Origin of the sequence: Aeromonas sp. 602200, assembly GCF_049173895.1 — a bacterium.
Taxonomy (GTDB): domain Bacteria; phylum Pseudomonadota; class Gammaproteobacteria; order Enterobacterales; family Aeromonadaceae; genus Aeromonas; species Aeromonas veronii_A.
Window position 1 is genome coordinate 1 of sequence record NZ_JAAKSL010000020.1, and the last position, 24285, is coordinate 24285.

18 protein-coding genes are annotated in these 24285 nt (G+C 48.3%); 1 reads left to right on the forward strand and 17 read right to left on the reverse strand.

Annotation, left to right across the window (positions count from 1 at the left end; genetic code table 11):
• Positions 1-540 precede the first annotated feature (540 nt).
• From G5221_RS18885 to G5221_RS18940, 12 genes are all read right to left on the reverse strand, one after another.
• On the reverse strand, positions 541-1620 hold the full coding sequence (locus G5221_RS18885; RefSeq protein ID WP_421263707.1) for a glycosyltransferase family 61 protein: 1080 nt from the start codon (positions 1618-1620) through the stop codon (positions 541-543).
• A 70-nt stretch (positions 1621-1690) separates the two neighbouring features.
• Positions 1691-2827 carry a polysaccharide pyruvyl transferase family protein gene (locus tag G5221_RS18890; RefSeq protein ID WP_421263708.1) on the reverse strand — a complete coding sequence of 379 codons (1137 nt, stop codon included), beginning with the start codon at positions 2825-2827 and terminating at the stop codon, positions 1691-1693.
• Positions 2824-3522 carry a CatB-related O-acetyltransferase gene (locus tag G5221_RS18895; RefSeq protein WP_421263709.1) on the reverse strand — a complete coding sequence of 233 codons (699 nt, stop codon included), beginning with the start codon at positions 3520-3522 and terminating at the stop codon, positions 2824-2826. The genes G5221_RS18890 and G5221_RS18895 overlap by 4 nt, the downstream gene beginning before the upstream one ends.
• A 6-nt stretch (positions 3523-3528) precedes the next feature.
• On the reverse strand, positions 3529-4866 hold the full coding sequence (locus tag G5221_RS18900) for a glycosyltransferase family 4 protein (protein ID WP_421263710.1): 1338 nt from the start codon (positions 4864-4866) through the stop codon (positions 3529-3531).
• The gene (locus G5221_RS18905; RefSeq protein WP_421263711.1) at positions 4787-6634 is read right to left on the reverse strand and encodes a glycosyltransferase family 2 protein; all 1848 of its coding nucleotides are present in this window, start codon (positions 6632-6634) and stop codon (positions 4787-4789) included. The genes G5221_RS18900 and G5221_RS18905 overlap by 80 nt, the downstream gene beginning before the upstream one ends.
• A 100-nt stretch (positions 6635-6734) precedes the next feature.
• Positions 6735-9179, reverse strand: a complete 2445-nt coding sequence (locus G5221_RS18910) for a glycosyltransferase family 2 protein (protein WP_421263712.1) — start codon at positions 9177-9179, stop codon at positions 6735-6737.
• Positions 9180-9202: 23 nt separating this feature from the next.
• Positions 9203-11200: a class I SAM-dependent methyltransferase gene (locus G5221_RS18915; RefSeq protein ID WP_421263713.1), complete on the reverse strand. Its 1998-nt coding sequence runs from the start codon at positions 11198-11200 to the stop codon at positions 9203-9205.
• Between the two features lie 245 nt (positions 11201-11445).
• Positions 11446-12648: a sugar transporter gene (locus G5221_RS18920; RefSeq protein ID WP_421263714.1), complete on the reverse strand. Its 1203-nt coding sequence runs from the start codon at positions 12646-12648 to the stop codon at positions 11446-11448.
• Between the two features lie 15 nt (positions 12649-12663).
• Positions 12664-13314 carry an ABC transporter ATP-binding protein gene (locus G5221_RS18925; RefSeq protein ID WP_421263715.1) on the reverse strand — a complete coding sequence of 217 codons (651 nt, stop codon included), beginning with the start codon at positions 13312-13314 and terminating at the stop codon, positions 12664-12666.
• Between the two features lie 11 nt (positions 13315-13325).
• Positions 13326-14126 carry an ABC transporter permease gene (locus G5221_RS18930; protein ID WP_421263716.1) on the reverse strand — a complete coding sequence of 267 codons (801 nt, stop codon included), beginning with the start codon at positions 14124-14126 and terminating at the stop codon, positions 13326-13328.
• 64 nt (positions 14127-14190) lie between these two features.
• Positions 14191-15960: a polysaccharide biosynthesis/export family protein gene (locus G5221_RS18935; RefSeq protein ID WP_421263731.1), complete on the reverse strand. Its 1770-nt coding sequence runs from the start codon at positions 15958-15960 to the stop codon at positions 14191-14193.
• A gap of 25 nt (positions 15961-15985) precedes the next feature.
• Complete coding sequence (locus tag G5221_RS18940; RefSeq protein ID WP_201996467.1) at positions 15986-16360, reverse strand: hypothetical protein; 375 nt, start codon at positions 16358-16360, stop codon at positions 15986-15988.
• Positions 16361-17532: 1172 nt separating this feature from the next.
• On the opposite strand from G5221_RS18940, the gene G5221_RS18945 reads away from it, so the two are divergent.
• Positions 17533-18057: an acyloxyacyl hydrolase gene (locus G5221_RS18945; protein ID WP_201996469.1), complete on the forward strand. Its 525-nt coding sequence runs from the start codon at positions 17533-17535 to the stop codon at positions 18055-18057.
• Positions 18058-18226: 169 nt separating this feature from the next.
• On the opposite strand, the gene G5221_RS18950 is transcribed toward G5221_RS18945, so the two are convergent.
• The 5 genes from G5221_RS18950 to hppD form a co-directional block, all read right to left on the reverse strand.
• A complete protein-coding gene (locus tag G5221_RS18950; protein ID WP_421263717.1) occupies positions 18227-19723 on the reverse strand; it encodes a C69 family dipeptidase in 1497 nt (498 codons plus the stop codon).
• 437 nt (positions 19724-20160) lie between these two features.
• Positions 20161-20796, reverse strand: coding sequence for a maleylacetoacetate isomerase (gene maiA / locus G5221_RS18955; protein ID WP_335875615.1), 636 nt, complete (start codon positions 20794-20796; stop codon positions 20161-20163).
• A 139-nt stretch (positions 20797-20935) separates the two neighbouring features.
• A complete protein-coding gene (locus G5221_RS18960; protein WP_421263718.1) occupies positions 20936-21931 on the reverse strand; it encodes a fumarylacetoacetate hydrolase family protein in 996 nt (331 codons plus the stop codon).
• Positions 21932-21941: 10 nt separating this feature from the next.
• Positions 21942-23093 carry a homogentisate 1,2-dioxygenase gene (locus tag G5221_RS18965; protein ID WP_110302312.1) on the reverse strand — a complete coding sequence of 384 codons (1152 nt, stop codon included), beginning with the start codon at positions 23091-23093 and terminating at the stop codon, positions 21942-21944.
• Positions 23086-24222 carry a 4-hydroxyphenylpyruvate dioxygenase gene (gene hppD, locus G5221_RS18970; protein ID WP_335831288.1) on the reverse strand — a complete coding sequence of 379 codons (1137 nt, stop codon included), beginning with the start codon at positions 24220-24222 and terminating at the stop codon, positions 23086-23088. Before hppD ends, G5221_RS18965 begins: the two co-directional genes overlap by 8 nt.
• Positions 24223-24285 lie beyond the last annotated feature (63 nt).

A 24285-nucleotide genomic window follows, 5' to 3' on the forward strand; every position in this document is an offset into this window, starting at 1 on the left:
GGCATTAGGCATTAGGCATTAGGCATTAGGCATTAGGCATTAGGCATTAGGCATTAGGCATTAGGCATTAGGCATTAGGCATTATATACATACTAGCACGTGGATATGTGTAATAATATATCTCACAAACTCGTTTGCATGCTATATGTAGTACACCATGTATAGTTGAGTAAGCTCCATTGCTGAGGGGGGAGCCTATTATATACCAAAGATTGAAAATTAACTCTCGGTTAAATTTGTTATTCTAGACCATGAATGATGCCATAATCATGCTGTTTATTTGATAACTCAAGCTGCCAGCAGTACTGGTATTACAAGATATATAATAACTTCCTATACATTTATGGCGTGCAATCTATTTTAAAAATAGAGTGTCTTATTTTTAAGGATAGAACACATTGCTATTTTATTGTTATTCAATACAACAAACATCCTCTCCTAATAGGAAAATTCGTCGACTTAAATAAACTGTACGCATATAATAACTAAATTTTACTTTTGACACCAATGTAGTGAAGCCATCAGATGGACGATAAAAATTTACATTGATGATATACATTGTTTGACTCTATGTTCTAGAGCATCAACATCGAGTTCATATGGTGCATGTGTACTCCTATTATCAACGGCCTGCCCCCAAAAAACACCATATTTAAGCCCAAGAGAGGAGAAAAAGCTACAATGCGCATACGTCCACGAACGCTGGCTTTCGATATCTATAACCGATGTTCCAGGCTGGCAGAATACAACATTGAACATTGCGGCACCTGAAGGCCCAACAATAAACTTAGCAGCCGAAAAAGCCTCAACCTGTTCAGAAAATGTTAACTCACCTGGATATAAGATCGAAAAACCATGCCTAATAAGCATAGTAGTAACCGCATTTTCATTAACACATTTACGATTAGATGAATTCCCTCGAGAAACATACAACCGCTCTCCGAATCTAGAATTTTTAGCTCGAGGAATAATAGAAAAAGCGACCCGAGCGAATGTGGAAAGATAGCCACTTGTATTCAGAGCCATCGGATAAATAGCTCCAGACTCTAAAACATATTCATTCTCAGGATAATGACAAATAATATCCCCGTCATTAAACCCTATTGTTCTAATAGCTTGCCGCTGAGTTTCATGACTACAGTAAACCAAGATCTTTTGGCAGCCTAAAGATTTCAATAAAACAAGCTTGGGAATAACCCTAAATATAAAAGAGCCCCAGTTACTTGGCTCAGAAGCCACGGCTATACCAACTTTTTCCTTAATAGAAATACGACGACGTCCAGGTACATATGTAAATGCACCATCATCACTCATTTTTATCGGGACATCCCTATCTGAATTAAACATACTTGATATACGTGTCGGTGTAAAAACCTCATCAGTAAAAAAGTCACCATCATCATTTAACAACCATTTATGGCCAACTAAACGAACACCTGGATCAACATCTAAAGCCCCAGAAAGCATCTCAACAGTATCTGGTAACTTTGGCAGCGCCCTAGGCTCTAAATAGGGGTCGTCATTAAACTCTGGAATACACGTAACATTGTCAACACATCTCATATCAAAAAATAACTTTGCCCAGCTTACCGAAGATCTTGGATCAGTGATAAACTTCACTTAATACATCTCCTTTTACCAAAATATTGTAATGGAAAGTCATCCCCCTGCTTTACAGGGAGATGCTAGTTTAGTTACCGGCCAACTCTCTTAAATATGGAACAAATGGAATTTTGTTATCATTCAAAAAATCTACATATTTTTTAGCCAATACGATCCTGTTTTCATCAAAGTCTTTTTCGTTAAATTTAAACATTTCATGCAACTGCTCTTTATCTACCCCATTTGAAACCTTAGATGCTTCTATAAAAGGAATCATCATAGTCTCACATAGTTCTTTTGTTCTTGAGTCGTGTGCTATACAAACCGCGGGTATTCCCATTTGCAATGCAAGCATCACACCATGAATACGGACGCCAATCACAAAATCAAATCTACGAAGATGCTCCATCCACGCTGGTGCAGAGAAAAAGCTAATAGCATGATCCATTCGCCATTCGTTGAAATCATTCAACTCCATATTTGGCTTGCAATAGTCACGTATTTCTGTGAAATCACTCTCATATGTATTGGACACTTCCCCTCGACCAAATGAGACCATTGGCATAGGACTTTGAATAATATAGTCGTGATTATGAGTAAGAAGGGAGGTCAGTGATGATTCAAGCTTTCCTAAATGCTTCCATTTATAATGCCCAGCTGTTACCGCTATTCTTTTAAAGTTTTTCTCTGAATTTTTTTTAATCAGAGAACCTAAATTTTTGCTCTCATTTAAAAACAGTGTTGGACAACCTAATACTGTTGCACGCTCTGCTAATCCATATTTTTCTAATGCAGAAAGAGTAAATGCTCCACGGACGCCAATATTAGGACCATCACCGGGAGCTCTATTCATTACTGTTTTAAGCCAGCGTTGAGTACCTTCAGGTATATCGACAATACCACCAATATCTGCTTGAGCCCCCAGACCAAGTCCAATCAGTCTAGAATTATGCTTTCCTAATGCATCAGCAAAATAACCTAAGTCAGCGTGTTTACCTAACTGATTCGCAAGTGTAAGGACCCCTGTACATTTTTCATTGAAATATGCAGAATTTCCCTCCAACCATGACTTTGTGGGTAGATTTCCACCCAGATGGCGGGAGAGCGCATAACAAAATGCTAAGTTCCCAGTATTGCCACCAACAGCAGAATCTAGTTCTTGCTCATTCATCATTGGTGCATTATCTATTGATGCGGGAAGCCCATATATAAAAACATTGCTCACTTGATATCCTCATATTTAACTGACTTGAAATTAAATGGTATTAAATTCCCCTGACTTATTCTTTCTTCAAGCAAAGACAACGCATTTTCGATATTAGAAAAATCGATATTATTTATGGATGATATATTATATTCCCACCATTTAATATTGAGTAATCTTTTAATTAAATCATCGGAGAATCTATATTTTTTAACCTTAGCAGGAACACCAGCAGCGATGGCATAGGATGGGATATCATTAACAACAACTGAATGTGCTGCTATTACGGCGCCATGACCGATATTAACACCAGACTTGATAAAAACACCTTGACCTATCCAAACATCATTACCAATATTTACCGGTGTGTTTGACATAAACATTTTTTCTGGATTAATGTAGTCAAATTCGTTCCTTTTTAACCAATCACCCCAGCCGTGCAAATTAGGGACATATTGTATCATCGAAGATGACAACCAATCTGTCGGGTGTTGATCTGATGCAATATCCACACCAGATGCGATTGAACAATAACGACCAATCATGCAATGGCCTATTCGGCCACCATAGATGCCAGTAAAGGCACCTATGCTTATTTTATTGTTTTGTGCCAGTGTTGCTTGAATACAGACCGGAAGTTCAAATGTGCTATCTGGATGTAGTGTCGGCGTATTGGCTGGTAAAATAAGTCCATCAGGGCATCTTTGAATTGTCATTTTGCCTCACAGAGATAATAAAGCCAAGTGCTCATCTGCACACTCTTTATAGGTTAAGGGCCGTTTTATATTTGAAATAACACTATCAAATAGTGCATTAATATCTTCACGCGCCAACATCCTGCGCCACTCCAATCGATTCCCTGCTGAGATGGTCATGCCGTCAACATTATGCTCTATTTTTTCAGCCATCCCACCGATATCAGAAACCAGTAACGGGCGACCGCATACTTTTGCTTCCTGTATCACCATGGGTGAGTTTTCCCACCAAATCGATGGCACTATGACCCAATCAACTCCCGCCATGCGGGCTCGTAACTCATGAGGTTGATAGGGACCCACCCACTGTACCACCCCTTCTTTCATCAATGGCCCGCGCAAGGCTTCAATTTTTTGCTGGAACTCGGCAGATTGATATTCAAGGTTTGCGCCATGAACTTCTAGCACGACTTTTTTTCGCTCATATTCAGGCATCAGGGTCAGTGCCTCCAACAACACATCCAACCCCTTGTAGGGATTTATCTGACCAAAAAAGCCAAAGCGGTTGCGACTCTCTCCCTCGGCCAGCGGGCGGGGTGGAATTGCGGGTTCAGAAGATTGCCCATTTTCAATCACCACAATTTTCTCGGCGGGCAAGCCCCAGTCAATATAACGCTGACGAAGAAATTCTGAAGGCGACACAAATTGATCGACCAATGCAAAGTGCTTCATAAAGGTATGCTTGCGCATCCAGAACTCTTCGGGGGTACGATTAGGGAAGCAGCGGTGACACTCATCATAGCTTTCTCTGCTGCAGAGCTTGAAATCACCGGTTTTAATCATCTGACCATTATTGCTGCAGATCGCCATGTACTCATGCAAGGTCATGACGATTTGGATATCAGGATCAACCTGCTTGATAATCCGGAAAAATTCAAGCCCCATATGGGCATAGTGATGAACATGCACCACTGTCGGCTTCAATGCCCGGATGAGATCGGCAAACCAAGTGCTCAGACTCTCTTGGTGCACGGCTTTCATCATATGCCAATCATGCACTGCTTGTTCCCACAGATATTCATTTTGCCTGCGCAGGGTTATCGCACCAGTGGCCCCGCGTCCGCGATCGGCTCGACCAAGATACCATGCCTCTTCCACATCTTGATGCTGTTGATAGGCCTTGAACAGGTTGTAAGCCGCAATCTCACCACCACCCAGACTGAAATCCGGATGAGCATGGGCCATAACCAAAATACGCTGATTATTCATCATGTTCAGATCGCCTTTACCAATTTTTTGACAGTTTGTGATGTTTATTACTTTCAGCGAGCAGTGCTTGCCAGCGGGCCTGATGACGTGTTGCATTCAAAATAACGACCTTGGTTCTGAAATCACCTTCACCAAGGAGCTTGAACGATTGTCGCTCAAGATGAGTTAACTCAACGGTCGGTAAATAACCGATGGTAAAGCCCGCATCACGTAATTTCAGGCAGAGATCAGAATCCTCAAAATCCCCAATAAGATAACCGGTATCCCAACCACCTACGGCATCAAAATCACGTCGCCGCAACATCATACAGGCGCCGGTTACGGCAGGCACCGTCGTCAATGTTTGGTGCGGATCGAGTGAAGGATCCAGGCCCATATAGGGGTGGTGATTTACCCAAATGCCCAACTCTTCACGGCGCAGGAATGTCATTCCCGCATGTTGTATACCGCCATCGGCAAAAAGTAGACGTGGGGTAATCACACCTAACTCCGGTTGACTCTGGAGAGCCATCATCAGGTTCTCTACCCACCCCGCCTTACGAGGAAATGCATCGCTATTGAGGAACAGAAGAAATTCCCCTGATGCTTCACTAGCCCCCAGATTATTAGCGCCAGAAAAACCCCGGTTAACACTTCCCCATACCCATTTGAAAGGGATGTTGTAAATACGGTGGAGTTTTTCTGCCTGACTAGGGAAGCCCTCCACTAGATCCGGATCATCCAATACATAGATAAGCTCAACATGACGACTAAACCATCTATCTTCAGAAAACTCCATCAGCTGATGTTCGATAAAATCTGTTCTGCCATACAAGGGTACGATAATACTCACCTTTGGTATGGTAACCGGTGAGCCTAACTCATGGACATATACGGGAAGAGCAGACCACTGATCCTGTGTGTGTGACAGTAGTCGACTTAACAGAGGACTATCAACCTTGGCAAATCGCTCATGCAAGCTTGCAAGAGGGGTATGAATCGATGACAACCATTGTGCAGCTTCCACGGGATTATTTGACAACGGAGTGCAAACCAACGTAGCCAATACATGCACGCCGTCTTCACCCAGTACTTTCAAGCTGAGCTGCTGGCCAGGGTTGATTCCGCTCACATAGCAAATAAACCCACTATTTATCACAGGGTAATCTACTAGCTGAGCAATAGCTTGTCTTACATCAGCTCGGACATATCTGAATGCATTTTCAGTTGAATATATATTACCCTTCTCATCTTCCAACCAAGTTGGGACATTTTCAGCCATGGCAAACCAGCCAACAACACAACCTTCACCATTATTTCTACACGCTACAACCGCTTCAAAATGCGCTTTGGCAAACAAGCATGGTCCTTGAGCGCGAGGGGCTTTTGCTATCAATTTTGAAAAGGCTGGATGGCTTGGGTGGATGCCATTGAATTGCTGGAGCATTCCAAACTGGATCGCTACCTCATCTAACTTGGCTGATGCATTCTTATCAAATTTGATACCAAACAGCTCCGTAGGAACAGCACCCGGTGATGGTGCGACACCAATACTAACTACGCTTTTGATCTTCTGAATATCTAGTTGAATGGCAAATCCGTATTGTCCCCCGGGCACCAGACTTAGGCTCTCGGCCACATCAGGTCTTTCATGTCGTTGTAGTTCTGTTATTCTAGCCTTTCCCGAGATATGAAATATGGCATTTTCTTGACTGCACCATCCAATAACAATAGCTCGAGTGCCATCATGTATCGCTTGATCAACTTTAATATGATGCTCACAACCATCACTAATATGCACTCTTGTAGGATTTACTTGCACATCACATAGTACAGTGGAATCATTTATTGTAGATTTACAAAAATCAAATGTTTCTTTAATCATTTATCAGCCTTTAAATGTAAGATAATAGGCGCTTTATAATGGGCTATTTGCTACCACCCAACCCCGTGAAATAAAACAAGATAAAAATACTTTTAAAAAACTATTTTTTCGAAAAATAATTATCGATAGATCCAACACTGAAATCTTCTCGTTCCTTCGTCAGATGTGGGTTGTAAAATGGGTCCCGCTCAAGGTGTTTACCCCACTTGGATTTCATAAAATTCATCTCTTTATTAAATCGAGCAATTTTCTCTGGTGAATCTTCGGCGCCTCGGCTAACTGACTCATAGTGATAAAGCTCGGCATAAGGCGTCCAGATATTGCGATAACCCGCTTCGCGTACTTTCAGGCAAAAGTCCACATCATTAAAAGCAACATGCAGATTCTCTTCATCCAGCCCAGCAACTTCGTTATAAATCTCTTTACGAATAAGGAGGCAGGCTGCCGTGACAGCCGAGAGTGTTTGCGTCAGCAACAAACGACTGAAATAACCCGGATGGTGACGAGGATACTGTTTATGAGAATGCCCTCCTATCCCACCAATACCGAGGATCACACCACCGTGCTGCAAAGTATCGTTACTGTAATAGAGCTTGGCGCCCACACAACCGATCTCAGGTCGCAAGCAGTGGCTTACCATCTCGGTCAACCAATCTGGATTGATCACCTCAACATCATTGTTGACTAATCCGACGATAGAGCCCCTGGCATGGCGGACGCCAAAGTTGTTAATAGCCGAGTAGTTGAAAGGATGATCGTATCGTAATACCTTGACCCGGCTATCTTCCTGTTGGATCTGAGTAAAGAAATCGAGGGTCTCCTGCTCGACGCTGCCATTATCGAGGATCAGGAGCTCGAAATGGGTATAGGTACTGCGTTCGATGATGCTACGTACAGCGGTTTCGGTCAAAACGCGGCGATCTCGGGTCGGAATAAGCAAACTGACCAGAGGTGCCGGTTGAGGGATGGGATAACGAACCCGATAGGTATTAGGCGCCATGCCCGCCTCCACCGTTACACCTGGTTGCTGTTCCGCAAAATAATTGCGTAGTGCTTTAATGCCTGCATCCGTGGTGTAGCTCTTCTCTCCGGAAGCCATCGCCGTGGAGCCCTCTATCATACGCCAATGGTAAAGCACACGGGGAATATGAACGATCTGCTCTGCCGTTACATGAGGAAGACAACGCAGCAGTAGATCCTGATCCTGACTTCCTTCTACCCCCAAGCGGAACCCACCGATCTGTTGCAGCAGGGAGCGGCGATAGACCCCGAAGTGGGAGACGTAGTTTTGTGAGAAAAACAAATCCGGGTTCCAATCGCTCTTGAAATGAGGATCAAAGCGCTCTCCGCGACCATTGAGCTTGTCTTCGTCACTGTAGAGGATCTGAGTGTGAGGCTGTTCACTGATTGCCTGCGCCATAAACAGCAACGCATGCTCTTGCAGCACATCATCATGATCCAGCAAGGCCACAAAATCCCCTTTTGCAATATCCAAAGCACTATTAGAGGCCGCCGAAATATGACCATTTTGCTCACGGTAGACAACTTTTATCCTACTATCTTTGGCCTCATATTCGCGCAGCACCCGCTGCACATGTTCTTTCGTCGAGTGATCATCCGCAATACAGAGCTCCCAGCAGGAATAGCTCTGGACCAATACGGAATCAAGGCAGACTCGCAGGTATATTTCATCCGGGTTATAGACTGGAATCACCACGGAAATCAGTGGCTGCTTACTCATGCTCGCCAGCATTGCGACTACCTTATCTACGCTGGGCTGATTCGGTTTTTCAATGGTGTCAATCCATTCCTGATAATCCAGTGATGGGAATGAAACAAACAATTCGTTATAAAGTGAGAAGAGGTGATCTTGAGCATTTTTTCCAGTATTACAAGAAATGGTAGAACATAACGTTTTAGCGTCATTCTGACAATAAATGGGATGCTCCAACTGAATTTTTTGTATCAAACGTGCTTCTATCTCGTCTGCAGCGACAAAATTGATCTCAAATTTACTGATTGAAAATGGGCCTGATTGTTCTAGTGGGTCGAATCTCAAATTGAGCAGAGGGCGGTCAAGACGAAATAGGCGCTCGGTTTCGATATGGTTTTTATAGGGGAGCACGACAGTATCGAATTCATTAAAACCATTCCCAACATCGAGATAGAGCTTACCCAGCCCCTGCTTGTATTGACTGTGGATAGTTATCTTGAATTCAAACCAGCCAAGGCTCATGATTGGCCATCGATTAAGATCGACAATAAAAAAGGGGTCTTCCCCTTCTGAGCACCAGCCACCTTGTGTTTCGCTATCAATAGATATCTGATTGAGAGCTAAATATGGTATTACACTAGCTTTATTGATATATGACGGCTGTGTTGCCGGTCTCCAATCTGCGCAGGGTTGACGACCCAACAACCATCCGTAGCGTTTGAAATGTTCACTCGCAGAAAGACCGGTAAGTCGTACGTCCAGATAGGTATGTAGATACCAGTGCTCATCTAAATGAGCCATTACCTCGTCGTTATAGTGTTGGATCGTCATTTTTATGATATTTCCGCGCTTTCTCAGGTTTTTGGCAGGCAGTTACGCTGTTCAGCTTGCCCATGCATGATGTAGTGAAGAAGGGGATTGATGGCGCTCTGTGCAACATCAGGATAAGTATTGATATACCAGCTAGTGTCAAATACTGGACTCGGGTTGTAGCCCTGTTCAGCCCCCACCTCCAAGTAGTGCTCAAGGGCAGAGAGTGAGCTGTTTGCTACTTCAGGGTAGTGCTCACGGTACCAACTCTCATCAAACAATCCTGAGTTGACAATCAGCTCGATAGCACTTTTAGCAACGACGTTTGATTCATTTTTCTTCTTGAAGGGCCGAACAATAGCTCGAACAGGGGCGGTCAATTTCCAAGAAACACTTTTCTTGAGCCGCTGAGCACGCTCCTTGGCCTGCACCAGTTGTTTCTCTTTGCTCTCTAACTCTCGGGTAAGGTTCTCTGCATGGCGAGTGATAGCCGCTAACTCATTGAAACGCTCAGCAATATTGGCTTCTAGAACAATGCGTTGATCCGTCAGCGCTGAAACTTGTTGTTGCAGTTGTGTCAGTTCGTCTTTATGACGTTGTTCTGATGCATGCAGTCTCTGATGGCTATCGACCAAATCACGCTCAATTTGCTTGAACTGTGTTACCCAAGTATCCCGTTCACCTTGCAGCACTGTTTGCGCTTGACCAGATTTCCTGATCTGCTCGAGTGTTTGAGCAAGTTGTTGCGAGAGCTTAGTATTTGTGGCTTCCAATTGGTGCTGAAGATGGAGCGCCATATCGCGCTCTTGGACGAGGCGTGCTTGATGAGCCTTGGCTTCTGTTAGTCGTCGAGCTTGGGCAGCTAAATCAGCCTGCAATGTTGTCAATGCACTCTGTTGGGCATCAAGTTTGTGCTCTAGTGCTTGAGCCCGTTTCTGTGAGAGCACTGCATAGTCGGCCTCAAGTTGGCGCTGAGCATCCACTGCCAAATCTCGTTCCTGTGCAAGGCGAGCTTGGTGTGTCTTAGCTTCAGCTAGCTTATTATCCAAGTCGGCATACAAACTCTTCAGAGCGATATGTTTAGCTTCCAACATTTTCTCTCGCTCTTGATACTGTGCAAGCTTAATCTGAAGGGCCTCGATTTCTTGATGCTGTGAATTGAGCAGTGTGGTGATATGCCCTCGCTCAAGTGCGTGTTGCTCTTGTGCATATAACTGCGCCTCCTTATATTCACGGACCAGTCGTTCAATCTCCTGCTTGAGTTCAAGCTTGGCTCGACTATCACTACAAGCCTTACCTAAGCGGGAAAAAATTTCTTTAACTTGCAACAGAATTGATGGTTTAGAAGCAAGTGCATATAAGGCTTGCATTGTAACATTCTGCTTATTACCGACTCCGACCACACCAAGGCCATTACCGTGAGAAAACTCGAAATGAGGATATAGCACCTTAAGTTCATTAAAGAATCGAAAAACACCATTCCCTCGTTTTCGGGTATTTGTATCATGTATGATAACCACTGCTTTTTGAGAAAGTTTTGGCAACCAACTTTCAAAAACATGGTGTATAGCGTCAACAGTATATAACCCATTGATATGCAGTAGATCAATACTCTCTTTTTCGAAATTCTCTAATGCATCTTCAGGATTGCTTATAATTAATTTTGAAAAGCTAGAATAATTGTCTTGGTTATAATTTGATACCTGAGAATACAGCTTTTCACTATCAACACTATTATTTCCTTCTTCACTCCATGTATTGATCGCAAAACATTGTGTATCAAATTCAAGATTAGCTACCGCTTGGCAGAAAGAAAAATAGGAGCTTCCATCATGGGTTCCGAGTTCGACAATATTTCGTGGTTGAAGTACATCTACTAACCAGAATGCAAATGGAATATGTTCTAACCAGGCAGAATGAGCGAGATAAGTGGGCTCCCAAAATATATTGCGCTTCAAAATAAAGTCAATATTGGTATTCCATTCCTTTTCTAATGTAGTGGTTCTACTGGTTGTATCTCGATATTCTTGTTGGTTATCCATATTCCCTCTCGCATGCACGGAAAAGTACCGACAAAACCGTACCATTAAAAATTTTGGTTATTACATAGTGTTTATGTGGCGATATCGTATTGAAAAATCTATGTCCTATCATTTAAAGTTAGTAACTTGAAACCATCTTTTAGTATGATAATAATAGAATTACTCAATGACGTGATTTTATAAACTTTTATATTGATGTACTTACATAGTAACTAGTTGCGGCATCAATGTTTAAATGCCATTTTCTAATCCTGATGTTCACGCAAGGTCGCCAACCCCATCACAATCAGGCCGTAGAAGAGGCAAAGCAGTACGCCAACGGTAGCAAGGTTATAGAGGCGACGCGGATATTCGGCATCTTCAGCTAACGTCGGTTGGGTAATCACCAACAGATGCTTCAACTTGCGATATGCTTCAACCCTGGCTTGCTCCAGGCTGATAAGACCGGTTTTGTAGAGATCTGCAGCCAAGGTTGCCTGGGTTTGCACATCCAGATAGCCGGCGGTGATTTCATTCATGGCGTCCTTGTCCTGGCCGGTCAGCTTGGCACGCTCCTGCTCAAGTTGCCTGGTCAAGGCATCAACCCGGCTCTGGACCGAGACAACGGCGGGAGCGGAATCCTTCATATAGCTGCGTAGTTGTTTCAGCTCAGCCTGCTGGCGCACCAGTTCGCCTTCAATCTGGCTGACCACCCCCAAACGGGCGCTACTGGTAGACTCTGGGCTGATAAGTTGATGGCTGTTTTGAAAGGCCAACACCTTGGCTTTTTCATCTTGCAACCGTTGATAAGCCCGATCGACTTCCTTTTCTACAAAAGCCAGTTGATCGAGAGCCACCTGATGCCCCAACTTGTTGATAAAGCGCTCCGACTCTTTAAGCATTAGTCCCACAACCTGCTGACCATATTGGGGATCAAATGTCTGCAGCTCGACGGTTAACACGCCAGATAGTTCATCAAGGTGTAACGTCAGATGTTTACGGTAATAGTCGATAAAATCCTCTCGACTGCCCCCTTCTGGTAAACGTGAGAAATAATCGGCGCCATCACTCTGATAGTGTGCTTTAAGCGCAAGCTCTTTATCCAGCTTGGCTAACATATCCCATGACTTAAGATAATCCTGGATTAACAATACATCTTGATGATTGCTACCTCCAATACCCAACATGGACAGTGCATCGGGTAGCATTTTAATTTGGTCAGCCTGTTTAATCATCAACTCTGCCCGACTCACATAACGGTCGGATGCCATGAAACCAAAATAGAGTACGGCGATAGAAAAACAGAGTACGACCCAAAGAAAACTGCCGAGTTTCAGACTATGTTGCCAAGAACGATGGGCAATTTTATAACCACTCGAGTCAATAAAGAAACGCTTCGGCTCCTTACCAAGCTTGCGTATTTTGCGCACTAAGCGTGATGTTTTTTCTATTCTGATAGGTTGTGTCATTTTTGATTGTGCTTATTATAGACTTTGATAAATACGGATAGCATCGTCGATATTGTCAAATACCTCCAGTCTGCTATTTCGTAACAAAATACCCATATCACACTGTTGGCGAAGGTTTTTCATATCGTGCGACACCATGATAAGACTGGCGGTTTGGCGTTTTTCCTTAAAGACATCGATGCATTTTTGCTTGAAGCGAGCATCACCCACAGAGGTGATCTCATCGGTCAGATAAATATCAAAATCAAAGGCCATGCTGACAGCAAATGAGAACTTGGACTTCATACCGCTGGAGTAAGTTTTGATCGGCAGTTCATAGTGCTGACCGATTTCGGAAAACTCCTTTACCCACTCCTCCACAACCTGAGTATCACGTACGCCATGGATGCGGCAGACGAAACGGGTATTCTCTCGCCCGGTCATACTTCCCTGAAATCCACCACCCAGTGCAAGTGGCCAGGACACTCGACAAAGACGAGTGACCTTCCCCTTGTTAGGTGTATCCATGCCACCTAACAGGCGTAACAAGGTTGATTTACCCGCACCATTGACTCCCAGAATGCCGATATTACGATCCCGCGGCAGTTCAATATTTACATCCCGCAACACATAGTTGCGGCCAAATTTCGTCGGGTAATACTTGGATACATTATCAAGAATGATCATATCATTTCACGTTAACTGGCAATCAATCGCCGGCGATTGAGACGATAGCAGCTCATGGCAAAGGTCAGTAAAATCAGGGTCACGCTCGAGAAATACAACCAACTCACATTAGGACTGTTATAACCTGTAATCCAGCCACTTCTGATTAACTCACAAGCATGAACCAAGGGGTTCCACAAAAACCAGTGTTGGTATTGGGGGGGTATCGCAACCAGTGGGTTCATTACACAAGAGATAAACATCAATGGCATCATCAATAGATCAAGGAATTTGTTGGCTTCCTGAAATAAATTGCTAATGACACAGAAAATAATCCCCAGCGAGAATGAAAATACCATAAGTAGCAAGTAGCCGAGAATCACCTTAAGCGGGTCTGCTGGTATCGCATCAAACCCAAACCACAATAACCCTAATACCAAAATACAGCCCACGACCATACCAACCATGACCTCTAGCATAAAACGAGCGACAAAGGTGGCAAAAGGGGTCACTTGTCTATAACAAAATAGCCCCATGTTGGCGTTGACTGCAGATTTAAGCTGAGTCACGACCTTATTGAAAAACATAAACGGTAGATAACCCGCGGTAATAAAAACTTGGGCAGGGACACCACCAAAGCCACTTTGGCTTCTCATCCCAAACACCACGCTGAACAAACTAATCATTAATAATGGATCAAGTAATGCCCAGGCATAACCTAGCCGATAACTACCAAAGCGGGTTTTAAGCTCACGAATAAGTAAGCCAAAGACAACATCTCGCAACACTTGGAAGGATGTTCGCGGTGTTTGATTGAGAATCGGTTTATTCATGAAGTCGCTCTACCGTATAACAGACTCGCCGAAGGCGAGTCTGTTTTGCGCCGAAATTAGCGGCTTAGTTAATCGCTACGTTAGCAGCCACAGCGATCTGATAGATGATTTGAGTAATATCCTTGACCGACTGCATGGTTTTGCTGTCAACCTTGGGCAACACCAGGATCTGATCACCGGGCTGGACACTCCCCTTATCTTTAAACTCCACCAATCCGTTGGCATGAACCACGGCAATCCGCTTGTCATTGGCACGCTCGGTGAATCCACCCGCCCAGGCCACATAGTCATCGAGAGTCGCATTGGCGTTATAGACCACAGCCTGTGGCATCAAGACTTCCCCACCGACCTGAATCAGGTCCGTTCTGTTCGGTATGACAATCTGGTCACCCTGTTCCAACTGAATGTTCGCGACAATCCCCTTGTCTGCGACCACCACCTTGCCAAGAGGCTGGATTTTTCTGGCCTTTTCGACAAAGCGCATCACCAGTTCTGCCTCTTTGGCACGGATCGACGCTTCACCATCCGAGCTGGCAGGAGCAGTAAACACACTGCGCTCCAACCGGTTGAGCGACTCTTCCAACATCTCTTTTTGCCGCGCAGCGACACTCTTGCGCATCAGGTAGATGGATTGGTAATCGGCAAGCTGTGGGTCAATGGGAATATGGTTGAGCAGCTCATGCAGCTTGGTCTGCTTGCGCACAGTGAAATATGAGGGCCCCATATAGCTACCTGCGACCTGCACATCATAAACCTGTGCATGCATGTCATCATTGAACAAGACTTTGTCACCATCCTTAAGCTGGAGGCTGGCAAAATCCTTGTAAGGTAAATAGATGGAGAATGGACCACTTGGACGGTCACCTATCACCCCGACATGACTCACCTTGGCAAGCGGCAGTGCGTAGTTAACCAGCTCCGAGCCTAGCGTATTACGCTGAGTCAATTCGAAACGGAAGGGATTACGAACCTTGCCCGCGACATTTATCATCGGGCCCTGTGGCTCTACCAGGATGACATCCTGATCTTTAAAAGAGAGCTTGGGCATTTTGCCCTGCTGCATGAATTCATACAGATCGATTTTTTGGATGACCTGGTTCTGGCGTAATACCTTTATTTGACGATAGCTGCCGCGCTCCGAGTCGATCCCCCCAGCCCGCTTTAGAAAATAGAGCACACTGTCAGAGGATTGACCCGCATACTGGCCTGGCCGTATTACCGGGCCAGTGACAAACACACTCACGGGAGTTGTTGTCAGCAGGTTGACGTAGATATTGACATTATTTGTAAAAACATCGCCAATCCTGCTAGTCACCAGATTATTGACCTGGCTGGCAGGTACATTCTTGACATTTATCGGGCCGACATCAGGGATGAAAATATTGCCCTGATTATCTACCGTCACTACATTTGAAAAATTGACGGCACCCCAGATCCAGATATTAAGCTTGTCCCCTGGCGCTATCAGATAATTGTCATTCAAGCCATCGCTGCGTTCGGTCTCATAGCCACCGGCAAACAGATTGGCGCCATAAGGAGGAGGTAATCCAGCCTCTGCCAGGGGCAGTAATTTACGTACATCTGCCTCACCGGGTAACAACATCCCTTGACGATTCTGTTGAGTAAAACTCCCGGTCGTTGAACTTGTGTTGGCCTGCCCACTCAGTGCTGCTTGACCACCAAGCTGGGTGCCGGTGTTTTCAGCAGCCTTTCCTGAAAGGGTGTAACCAAATGATGATCCATTTGCTTGCGCTAAATCCGGGGCGGCAATGGCCATGGTTGCGCAGGATGTACTGATGAGAAACAGAAGTGTGCCGAGCTGATAAATTTTCATTTTGTTCAAAACATGTGCCTTCATTTTATTGCTCAGCAAGAAGGTTGCTGACAGAGGTCTGTTCCAGTTGAGGTATCAGATACCATTGTTCTTCAGTCTTGCATGCCGCGCGCCTTTGCGAATGGCCTTGCATGCTGTTAAACAACAACTCAACGCACTCAAGACCCAGAGCCGAAACATAGCGTTGCCCCAGGGTATAGGTAACATTGTTTCTACTGAATGCAGCGCCTTGTGGCAGTGTATTCAGCGCCTGCTGCAGATCGGGAGGCATGGCATACAATTCAGTAGCAACTGACGGGTTGACGAGAGGACGAGACGCTTCTACCTGCTTTGGCTCATATGCACAGCCACCAACTTGTATGGCTAACGATATGGCCAATAACCGGGTTGCAAAATTCATGTGTCAATATTTCCCATGGAGTCAAGTGTTGATCTGTTAAAGCCAGGTCGCCTTATGGTCTGGCAACGCTATTGCCGATCGACTCATTATCTTTCATGACCAAAAAACGAACTGACATGTGGCTGTTCATCCCCAGCCCTGCAACTGCAAAAGGGGGTTTTGAGTTCCTCATCAACAGACAATCTGCCGAGACTGCGAAGCGATACCAGGCAGTCTGAACAAGAGGGCTTTGCTCAAAAAATTACCATTTACAGCACACATTTCAGAATGTTCTGAGTGAATCGAGCAAGACACGATATATGATGGATCTCAGACAGAACAGCAATAGTCTCATCAGAAGTAGGCATGAGCTCTAAAATGAGCAATGCTGCTCAATTGCTGTAAAGATGTAGCGATGTTGATGCGAAACACTGTTTTTTTGCCATAGCTACCGCACGGCAATGACATCTTCCCGGACAAAAAACAGACAAAATGGATGTAAAACTAAAACAGGAGGGAAAATAACGATGCCTGCCAGCTCAAAAAGCAGACAGAAATTGATTGCAATGTAAGCACCCACCCCGTGCATGAGAACGTCACAATGTGACGTATATCATACTTATTCTCATTTTTTTCGAATGCTATCAATAAGCCACAATTGGGTCAACACTCAAAAAACTCACCTGCATTCTTCACACGACAAGGAGGGACACAAGACTCTGTTTTTAAAAGATTTACGCTCAAAGCAGCATTGGTAATAAATGTATTCGTACGGTGTAAATATTTTTGACGACAAGCAAGATTAATTTAGAAATTTCTTAATTATCCCTCGCCCCTCCAAAAAGAAATTAATTTTTTTGTGAGTTACATCCATTGAAGTTTCAATCAAAATATGGTTGGCAATACTTTATTCGAGTTCGGCAACCTCTCTGATATCCCCATCAATCCACTCAGCCATTGCCTGAAAAGTGACCACCATTAACATCACACATAACAAACTGTTCAAATAACGTTCAGCCAGACTCCATTTTTTCCCCGTTATTGAGAACATAAAAGCGATAGACCATTTATTCGCCAACATGGTTTTTTTTAGTTTTTCTGGCCGTGATTGACAGGGTTATTGCCTGTTGACTATGCCTGATATGTGTCCGATTGAATCGGCACCACAGGGTCTCAACGACATTGGAGGGGGCATGGACGCTAACACTCTATCAAGGATTGGCCTGCTGGTTTCACTGTTCACCAGCGCAGGGGCCGTGGCCAATGACAATATTCTTGCCCTGCAGCTGGGCAAGGCGTTCAGCAATGAAAAGCTCGACATCAAGATCGCCGATGCCAAGTTTCACCACATGTTCTGGCGCTGGGGAGACTCGGCCTGTCAATTTGGATTGGGAGTGCGTGGCGGTACCCTCAAGGTAGAAGATGAAGAGACAGCAAGACTGGGAGGCGGTGCCCGTATCGAATGCCAATGGGGTAACTGGGTGACCTGGATCCCCGGCGAAATGGTCTGGCTCGATCAGTATCAATTTGGCACCCGCGGCCACGGCTACAAGGATTACGGCGGCCCCTTGCAGTTCGCTCTGGGTATCGGCCTCGGTTACGCCATCACCAAGAATTGGCTGATCGGCTATCAGTATGAGCACATGTCCAACGCCTATATGTATGACAAGAACCCGGGGCTGGACAGCCATACCCTCCATATCGAGTACCGTTTTTAGCCAGACAGGCTTCGTCGTGCTCATCTGAACACTCTGCAAAAAAGCCTTCACTCCCGTGAAGGCTTTTCGTTATGTCGTCTTCTGATAACAAAGGTGACAGTGAGAAGATCACCATACTCAAGACATGGATGACGACACGCTCTGCCGCCTTACCACATCATGGGGGCAATCAGTCCTTTTTCGCCTTGTTGGCGAAGAAGATATCGGCCTGAATATCCTGGGTGCGCACCGTGAAGATCTGGTTGGTGAGATCTTCGGTCAGCGTTTCGGCCTCCTTCATCACTCGCAGATTGAAGTCGTTGAGCATGCTGTGGGCGGCGGCCTTGTCGGTTTTGACCGTTTTCAGATAGCTAGCTTCCATCTCTTTCTGCTCTTTGGCGATCTTCGCCTCCCAGCTCTGGTACGCCTGCTTCACTATGGGTGCCAATTTGGGGTAATCGGTCATCACCAGGGTCTGCAGCTTGCGATATTTCCAGTAGATGGAGTCGCTGTCAGCCTTGTCGCTGCCCATGGCATAGTGCGCCGGATAGGCTTCCAGACCGCTGTAGTAGGGAACGAAGGCGGTCAAGTCCGCCATGCCGAGGCCCACATAGGTCACCTCCCCCACCTCGCGCGGCATCCAGGGGCGTACCTGCATCACATGGGACTCGTAGGTGCGGAACACGCTAACGGGGCGCCACGGCTCCTGACCGTTCAACCCCTTGCTGTAGGGATCGTGCTCGGTGCCGTCATAGTGATTGCGCAGCACCGCCTTGACCTCCTCCAGCGTCATCTTCTTCTCGGGGGAGAGGGTGACCGGGAACTGGCGACCGGCATTCACCGCCTGCTTGAGCGAGGGGTTGAACATCTGCTGGATGGTCCAGACCCGCGGATCGTTATAGGTGCGATCCCGCTCGTCATCACGGGTATAGGCTTTCGAGAAGTTGAACGCCCCATCCTTTTGCGGATGGTAGAGCCCCTTCTCGGTGGCAAATTCGATCAGATTCTTCGAGCCCATCATGTCGGCACTGGCCGGACCGTACTGCTGCAGGCGGCCCTGATTGCCGGTGGCAAAGTAGTGATTTTTCGGCAGACGCTGCGCCATCCAGTGGTGGCCGGTGGCAGTCTCCAGATACCAGAGCTCGTTATCATCCACCACGGCGACGCCAAATCCCTCTCCCGCACCAATGGTTTCGATGATGTTGCCAAGCAAGGCGATCGCCTCGCGGGCCGACGTAGAGCGGGAGAGCAGCACATCGGGAATATCATCCTCGGTGATCCCCTTGTCTTCCACATAGGGGTCAAAGGCGAGCGCTTCGGGTGAGGCAAAAATAGACTCGGTGCCGCTCACCCCTACTCCCTTCTCATTGAACCCGGTGGCACCGTGCAGTTGGGTCTTCCAGTTTGGCACCGTGGTATAGCGCAGGGAGTTTTTCGGCAAGGGGTAGCTGAAATCATTGGCGCCGTTGTGGGCCTTGGAACTGTGCATACCGCTTTGCCCCTGCTTGGCCGGATGGATCACGAAATGCTGGGCTTTCAGGGCATCGCTGTCGGCGCTGCGGGCCACCATCATGGATCCATCGACGCTGGCCTCACTGCCAACCAGCAAGGTGGTACAGGCGAACGCCGACGAGAAGAGGGCAAGATTGATGGAGAGTGCGACGACGCACTTTTTGAAGGAATGCATGAGATCTCCTTGTTGCACAGAGTGGTTGCAAATAAACGGTGGCTCGCCAGTCAACCGGCCGCTGTCACAAGAGATCTGCGCGGTGACACGGGCCGGACGGTGCGGGCCATCAAACCGTAAACACGAAAAAAAGCAGCGTGGGTAAACCGTGGAAAGTAGAGAGAGCCAAGGCCCCCTGATAGGGCTGCTCCCCTTTCGCCTGTTCCGCTGGCGTGGCGATACTAGGCCCAATCAACGGGTTTGGGTGTGACCAGCAGCCCAAAACACCAGAGGAAAAGACTCAATCGATGCAAAATATTGATAAGTGTGACAGGTGCAGGATCCTTGACGACATTCAGCCGTCAACACGAGGTACTCAGGGGAAATAAAGAGATGACGGGTATAGCGCACGGGATGGCGTGTTGATGCCATCCCGCGATTTTCGTTAAGTCAGGTTGTCACTGCGCATCCGGCTGGTTGGCGGGGGCGGCCTTGATAAAGGCTTGCAACTGTTCGCAGTTGGCGACGATGCGGTTGATGGTCGGATACGCTTCCAGCGTCATGTCGTAGCGGCGAGCGTTGTAGACCTGGGGCACCAGCATGCAGTCAGCCAGGGTCACTTCGTTGCCGACGCAGTAGACACCGGCGGTGGTCATCAACAGCTGTTCGAGGGCGGTGAAGGTCTCGTCAATCCAGTGGCGATACCAGCGAGCCTCCTGCTCGTTGTTGGCCCTGAAGTGCTCTTCCAGATAGTTGAGCACCCGCAGATTGTTGAGCGGGTGAATATCGCAGGCGATCATGTTGACGATCTGGCGCACTCGGGCCCGCGCGTCGGGGGAAGAGGGCATCAGGGAGTAGGCTGGATAGGTCTCGTCAAGGTACTCCATGATGGCGACCGACTGACCGATCTGCACATCGCCATCCACCAGAAACGGCACCAGCCCTTGCGGGTTGATCCGGCGATAGGCCTTCTCGCTCTGCTCGCCTTGCCGCAAATTGATGGGATGCTGCTCGTAGGCGAGCCCCTTGAGCTGCAACACGATCCGCACCCGAAAACTTGCCGACGAACGCCAATAGCCAAACAACTGCAACATAATCTGTCCCTGCATCTTATCTGGGCCCGAAGCCCGGCAGGTGCTCGCCACCTGCCTCCTTGTGTATCCGGCACCGGTTGAGGGCTCGTCGTGATCCGGAAATATCCCGAATATCCTTGCCGCCAACCGGCGCTGGTCATCAACCTCCCTGACCGCTCGCGGGCACCACCTGTTGAGAGATGGTGCCAAACAGGTTTTGGCCAGAGCGATCTTCCATCGCGATCGACACTCTATCACCAAACTGCAAATAGGGGGTTATAGCTTGATCACAATCAAGAATTTCCAGCATGCGCCGCTCGGCGATGCAGGAGGAACCGGCGCTGCGATCGTAGTTGGAGACGGTGCCCGAGCCAATGATGCAGCCTGCCCCTAGTGGTCTGGTCTTGGCGGCGTGGGCAATCAGTTCGAAGAAGCTGAAGGTCATATCCACCCCGGCTTCTGGCGCACCAAACAGGGCACCGTTGAGGTGAGTCAGAAGCGGCAGATGCACTTTGCCATCACGCCAGTCATCGCCGAGCTCATCCGGAGTGATGGCCACCGGCGAGAAGGCGCTGGACGGTTTGGACTGGAAGAAGCCAAAGCCCTTGGCCAGCTCCCCCGGAATGAGGTTGCGCAGGCTCACGTCGTTGACCAGCATCAGCAATTTGACGTGGCTGGCAGCCCCCTGCGAGCTCACCCCCATCGGCACATCGTCGGTGATGATGGCTACCTCCGACTCGAAATCGCCCCCCCACTCCTCCGATCCCATCACAATCGGCCCACGGGGAGCCAAAAAGCTGTCGGAGCCCCCCTGATACATCAACGGATCGTGCCAGAAGCTTTCCGGCATCTCGGCACCGCGTGCCTTGCGCACCAGCTCCACATGGTTGACGTAGGCGCTGCCATCGGCCCACTGGTAGGCACGCGGCAAGGGAGAGAGGCAAGACGATTCGTCAAAGGGGAACGCCTCGGCCACGCGGCCCTCGTTAAGCTGCTGATAGACAGCCTCCAGCCTAGGGGCAACCTCGGCCCACTCATCGAGGGCGGCCTGCAAAGTTGGGGCAATCTCGCTCACCCGCACCGCCCGGGTCAGATCCCGGCTCACTACCACCAAAGCGCCATCGCGCTTGCCATTGTTCAATGTTGCCAATTTCATAAGCGATTCCTTATTTGCCGGCAGCTGCGTCCGGGCGCTGCCAGCTGGAGACATACCGGGTGTTCTCGATCCCTTCACAGAGGCTGCCGACGTTCAGCGCATCGCGGGTATCGAGCATCACAGCCACCTCGTCGGTGAACTTCTTGGCATAGGCCTGCCCTGCCGCAAACGCCTTGGGATGGGGGCCGTGGGTGAAACCGGCAGGATGGAAGGTGACCATGCCCCGCTCGATATTGTCCCGGCTAAAGAAATCCCCGGCGTGGTAGAAGAGCACCTCGTCGTAATCGTCATTGCTGTGATAGAAGGGCACCTTGAGGGCGCCGGGATCGCTCTCGATGGGGCGCGGCACGAAGGTACAGATCACGAAGCGGCTCGCCACAAAGGTCGAATGAGCCGACGGCGGCAGATGGTAGCGATGGCTCATCAGCGGGCGGATATCCCGCCAGTTGAGGCGCACCACGCACAAGTCCCCGTGCCAACCTTGCGCATCCAGCGGGTTGAAGGGCCAGGTGATGACCGACACCTGATCGTGGCGTTTGACCTGCAGCGACCAGGGATTCTCATCCTGCTGGGCCAAAAAGCGTTCATTGATGGCAGGCACATCCAGCGCCGCCGGGTCAAAGATGGCGTGATTGCCCACCAGCCCCTTGTCCGGCAACTGGTAGCTGTCGTTGGTCGCCTCGATCATCAGGATGAACAGGGGCGCTGTCGGCTCGATGCGCCACATGGTGCCACGGGGGATCACCACGTAGTCACCATCGCGAAGAGTCAGGTGGCCGTAGTCACAGAAGAACTCGCCGCTCCCTTCGTGGATAAAGAGCAGCTCGTCGCCGTCGGCGTTGCGCACCAGAAACGGCATCGCCTCGGAGAGCCGCCAGATGCGATAGCGGCAATGGGGGTTGCTAAGAATGTCGGGGGCCACCCAGGGGGAGAGGGAACTCACCTCCTCCTGCAGGGCATTGAGGTCAAACAGCCGTGGCCGCAACGGCCCCTCCCAACTGCTCCAGTCGGTGGGGGCATGCTTGTGGTGCATGTGGGTGGCGGGGCCGAAAAAGCCGCTGCGCCCCAGCTCGCGCTCATAGATGGCCTGTTCCGGCAGGTCGGCATGGGCCTGCCGGGAGTGGGTCCCCTCCCGATGGGGGAAGTTAATCCAGTTACGCATCGCTCGCTCCCTCTTTGCGGGCACCCTTCTCATCCTCGGCGCCATCCAGCACGCCGCGGCGGATCTGGTCCAGCTCGATCGATTCAAACAGTGCCTTGAAATTGCCCTCGCCAAACCCTTCGTTGCCCTTGCGCTGGATGATCTCGAAGAAGACCGGGCCTATCACGGTATCGGTGAAGATCTGCAGCAGGATGCCATCCTTGGTGGGGGAGCCGTCGATGAGGATGCGCAGCTCTTTGAGGGCCGCCAGATCCTCCTGATGCCCCTCAACCCGGCTGTTCACCTTCTCGTAGTAGGTATCGGGCGTCGGCATAAAGCCGGTACCACGGCTGCGCAGGGTGCGGATGGTGTGGTAGATATCGCTGGAGGCCATGGCGATGTGCTGGATCCCCTCCCCCTTGTACTGGCGCAGGTACTCCTCAATCTGGGACTTGTCATCCGCCGACTCGTTGATGGGGATACGGATCTTGCCGCAGGGGGCAGTCATGGCGCGAGAGTGCAGCCCGGTCAGCTTGCCCTCGATATCGAAGTAGCGAATTTCGCGAAAGTTGCCAATCCGCTCATAGAAGTTGGACCAGACATCCATATTGCCGCGATGCACGTTATGGGTCAGGTGATCGATCTCCATAAGACCGGCATCTACCTCTGCCATCCGGGACTGCCAGTCAGGGTAGAAGACAAAATCCACGTCATAGATGGAGCCCTTGTCGCCATAGCGGTCAACAAAGGAGAGCGTGCTCTCGCCGATACCGTAGATGGCAGGAATATTGAGCTCCATCGGGCCAATCTTGCCGACAAAGGGCTTGGCCCCCTTGGCGATGGCGAACTGCTGGGCCTTGCCCGCATCACTCACCCGAAATGCCATGCCGCAAACGCTCGGCCCGTGCAGGCTGGCAAACTGCTCCGCCTGGGAGTGAGGCTCGGCATTGACCACAAAGTTGATATCCCCCTGCCGGTAGAGCCAGCACTGCTTGTGTTTGTGCTTGGCGACCTCGGCAAACCCGAGCGAAACAAACAGGCTCTTGAGGGCGGCAATCCCCTTGGCATCGGGGGCTGTGTACTCGACAAACTCGAAACCGTCTGTGCCTAACGGATTGATGGTATGGGTGGCGGAAGAGGTGGCATTCATAGGGCGCTCCTTGCTCTTGATTCGGTTAAAACGGATTGCGACACCCAGCGGCGCGGCAAGTGT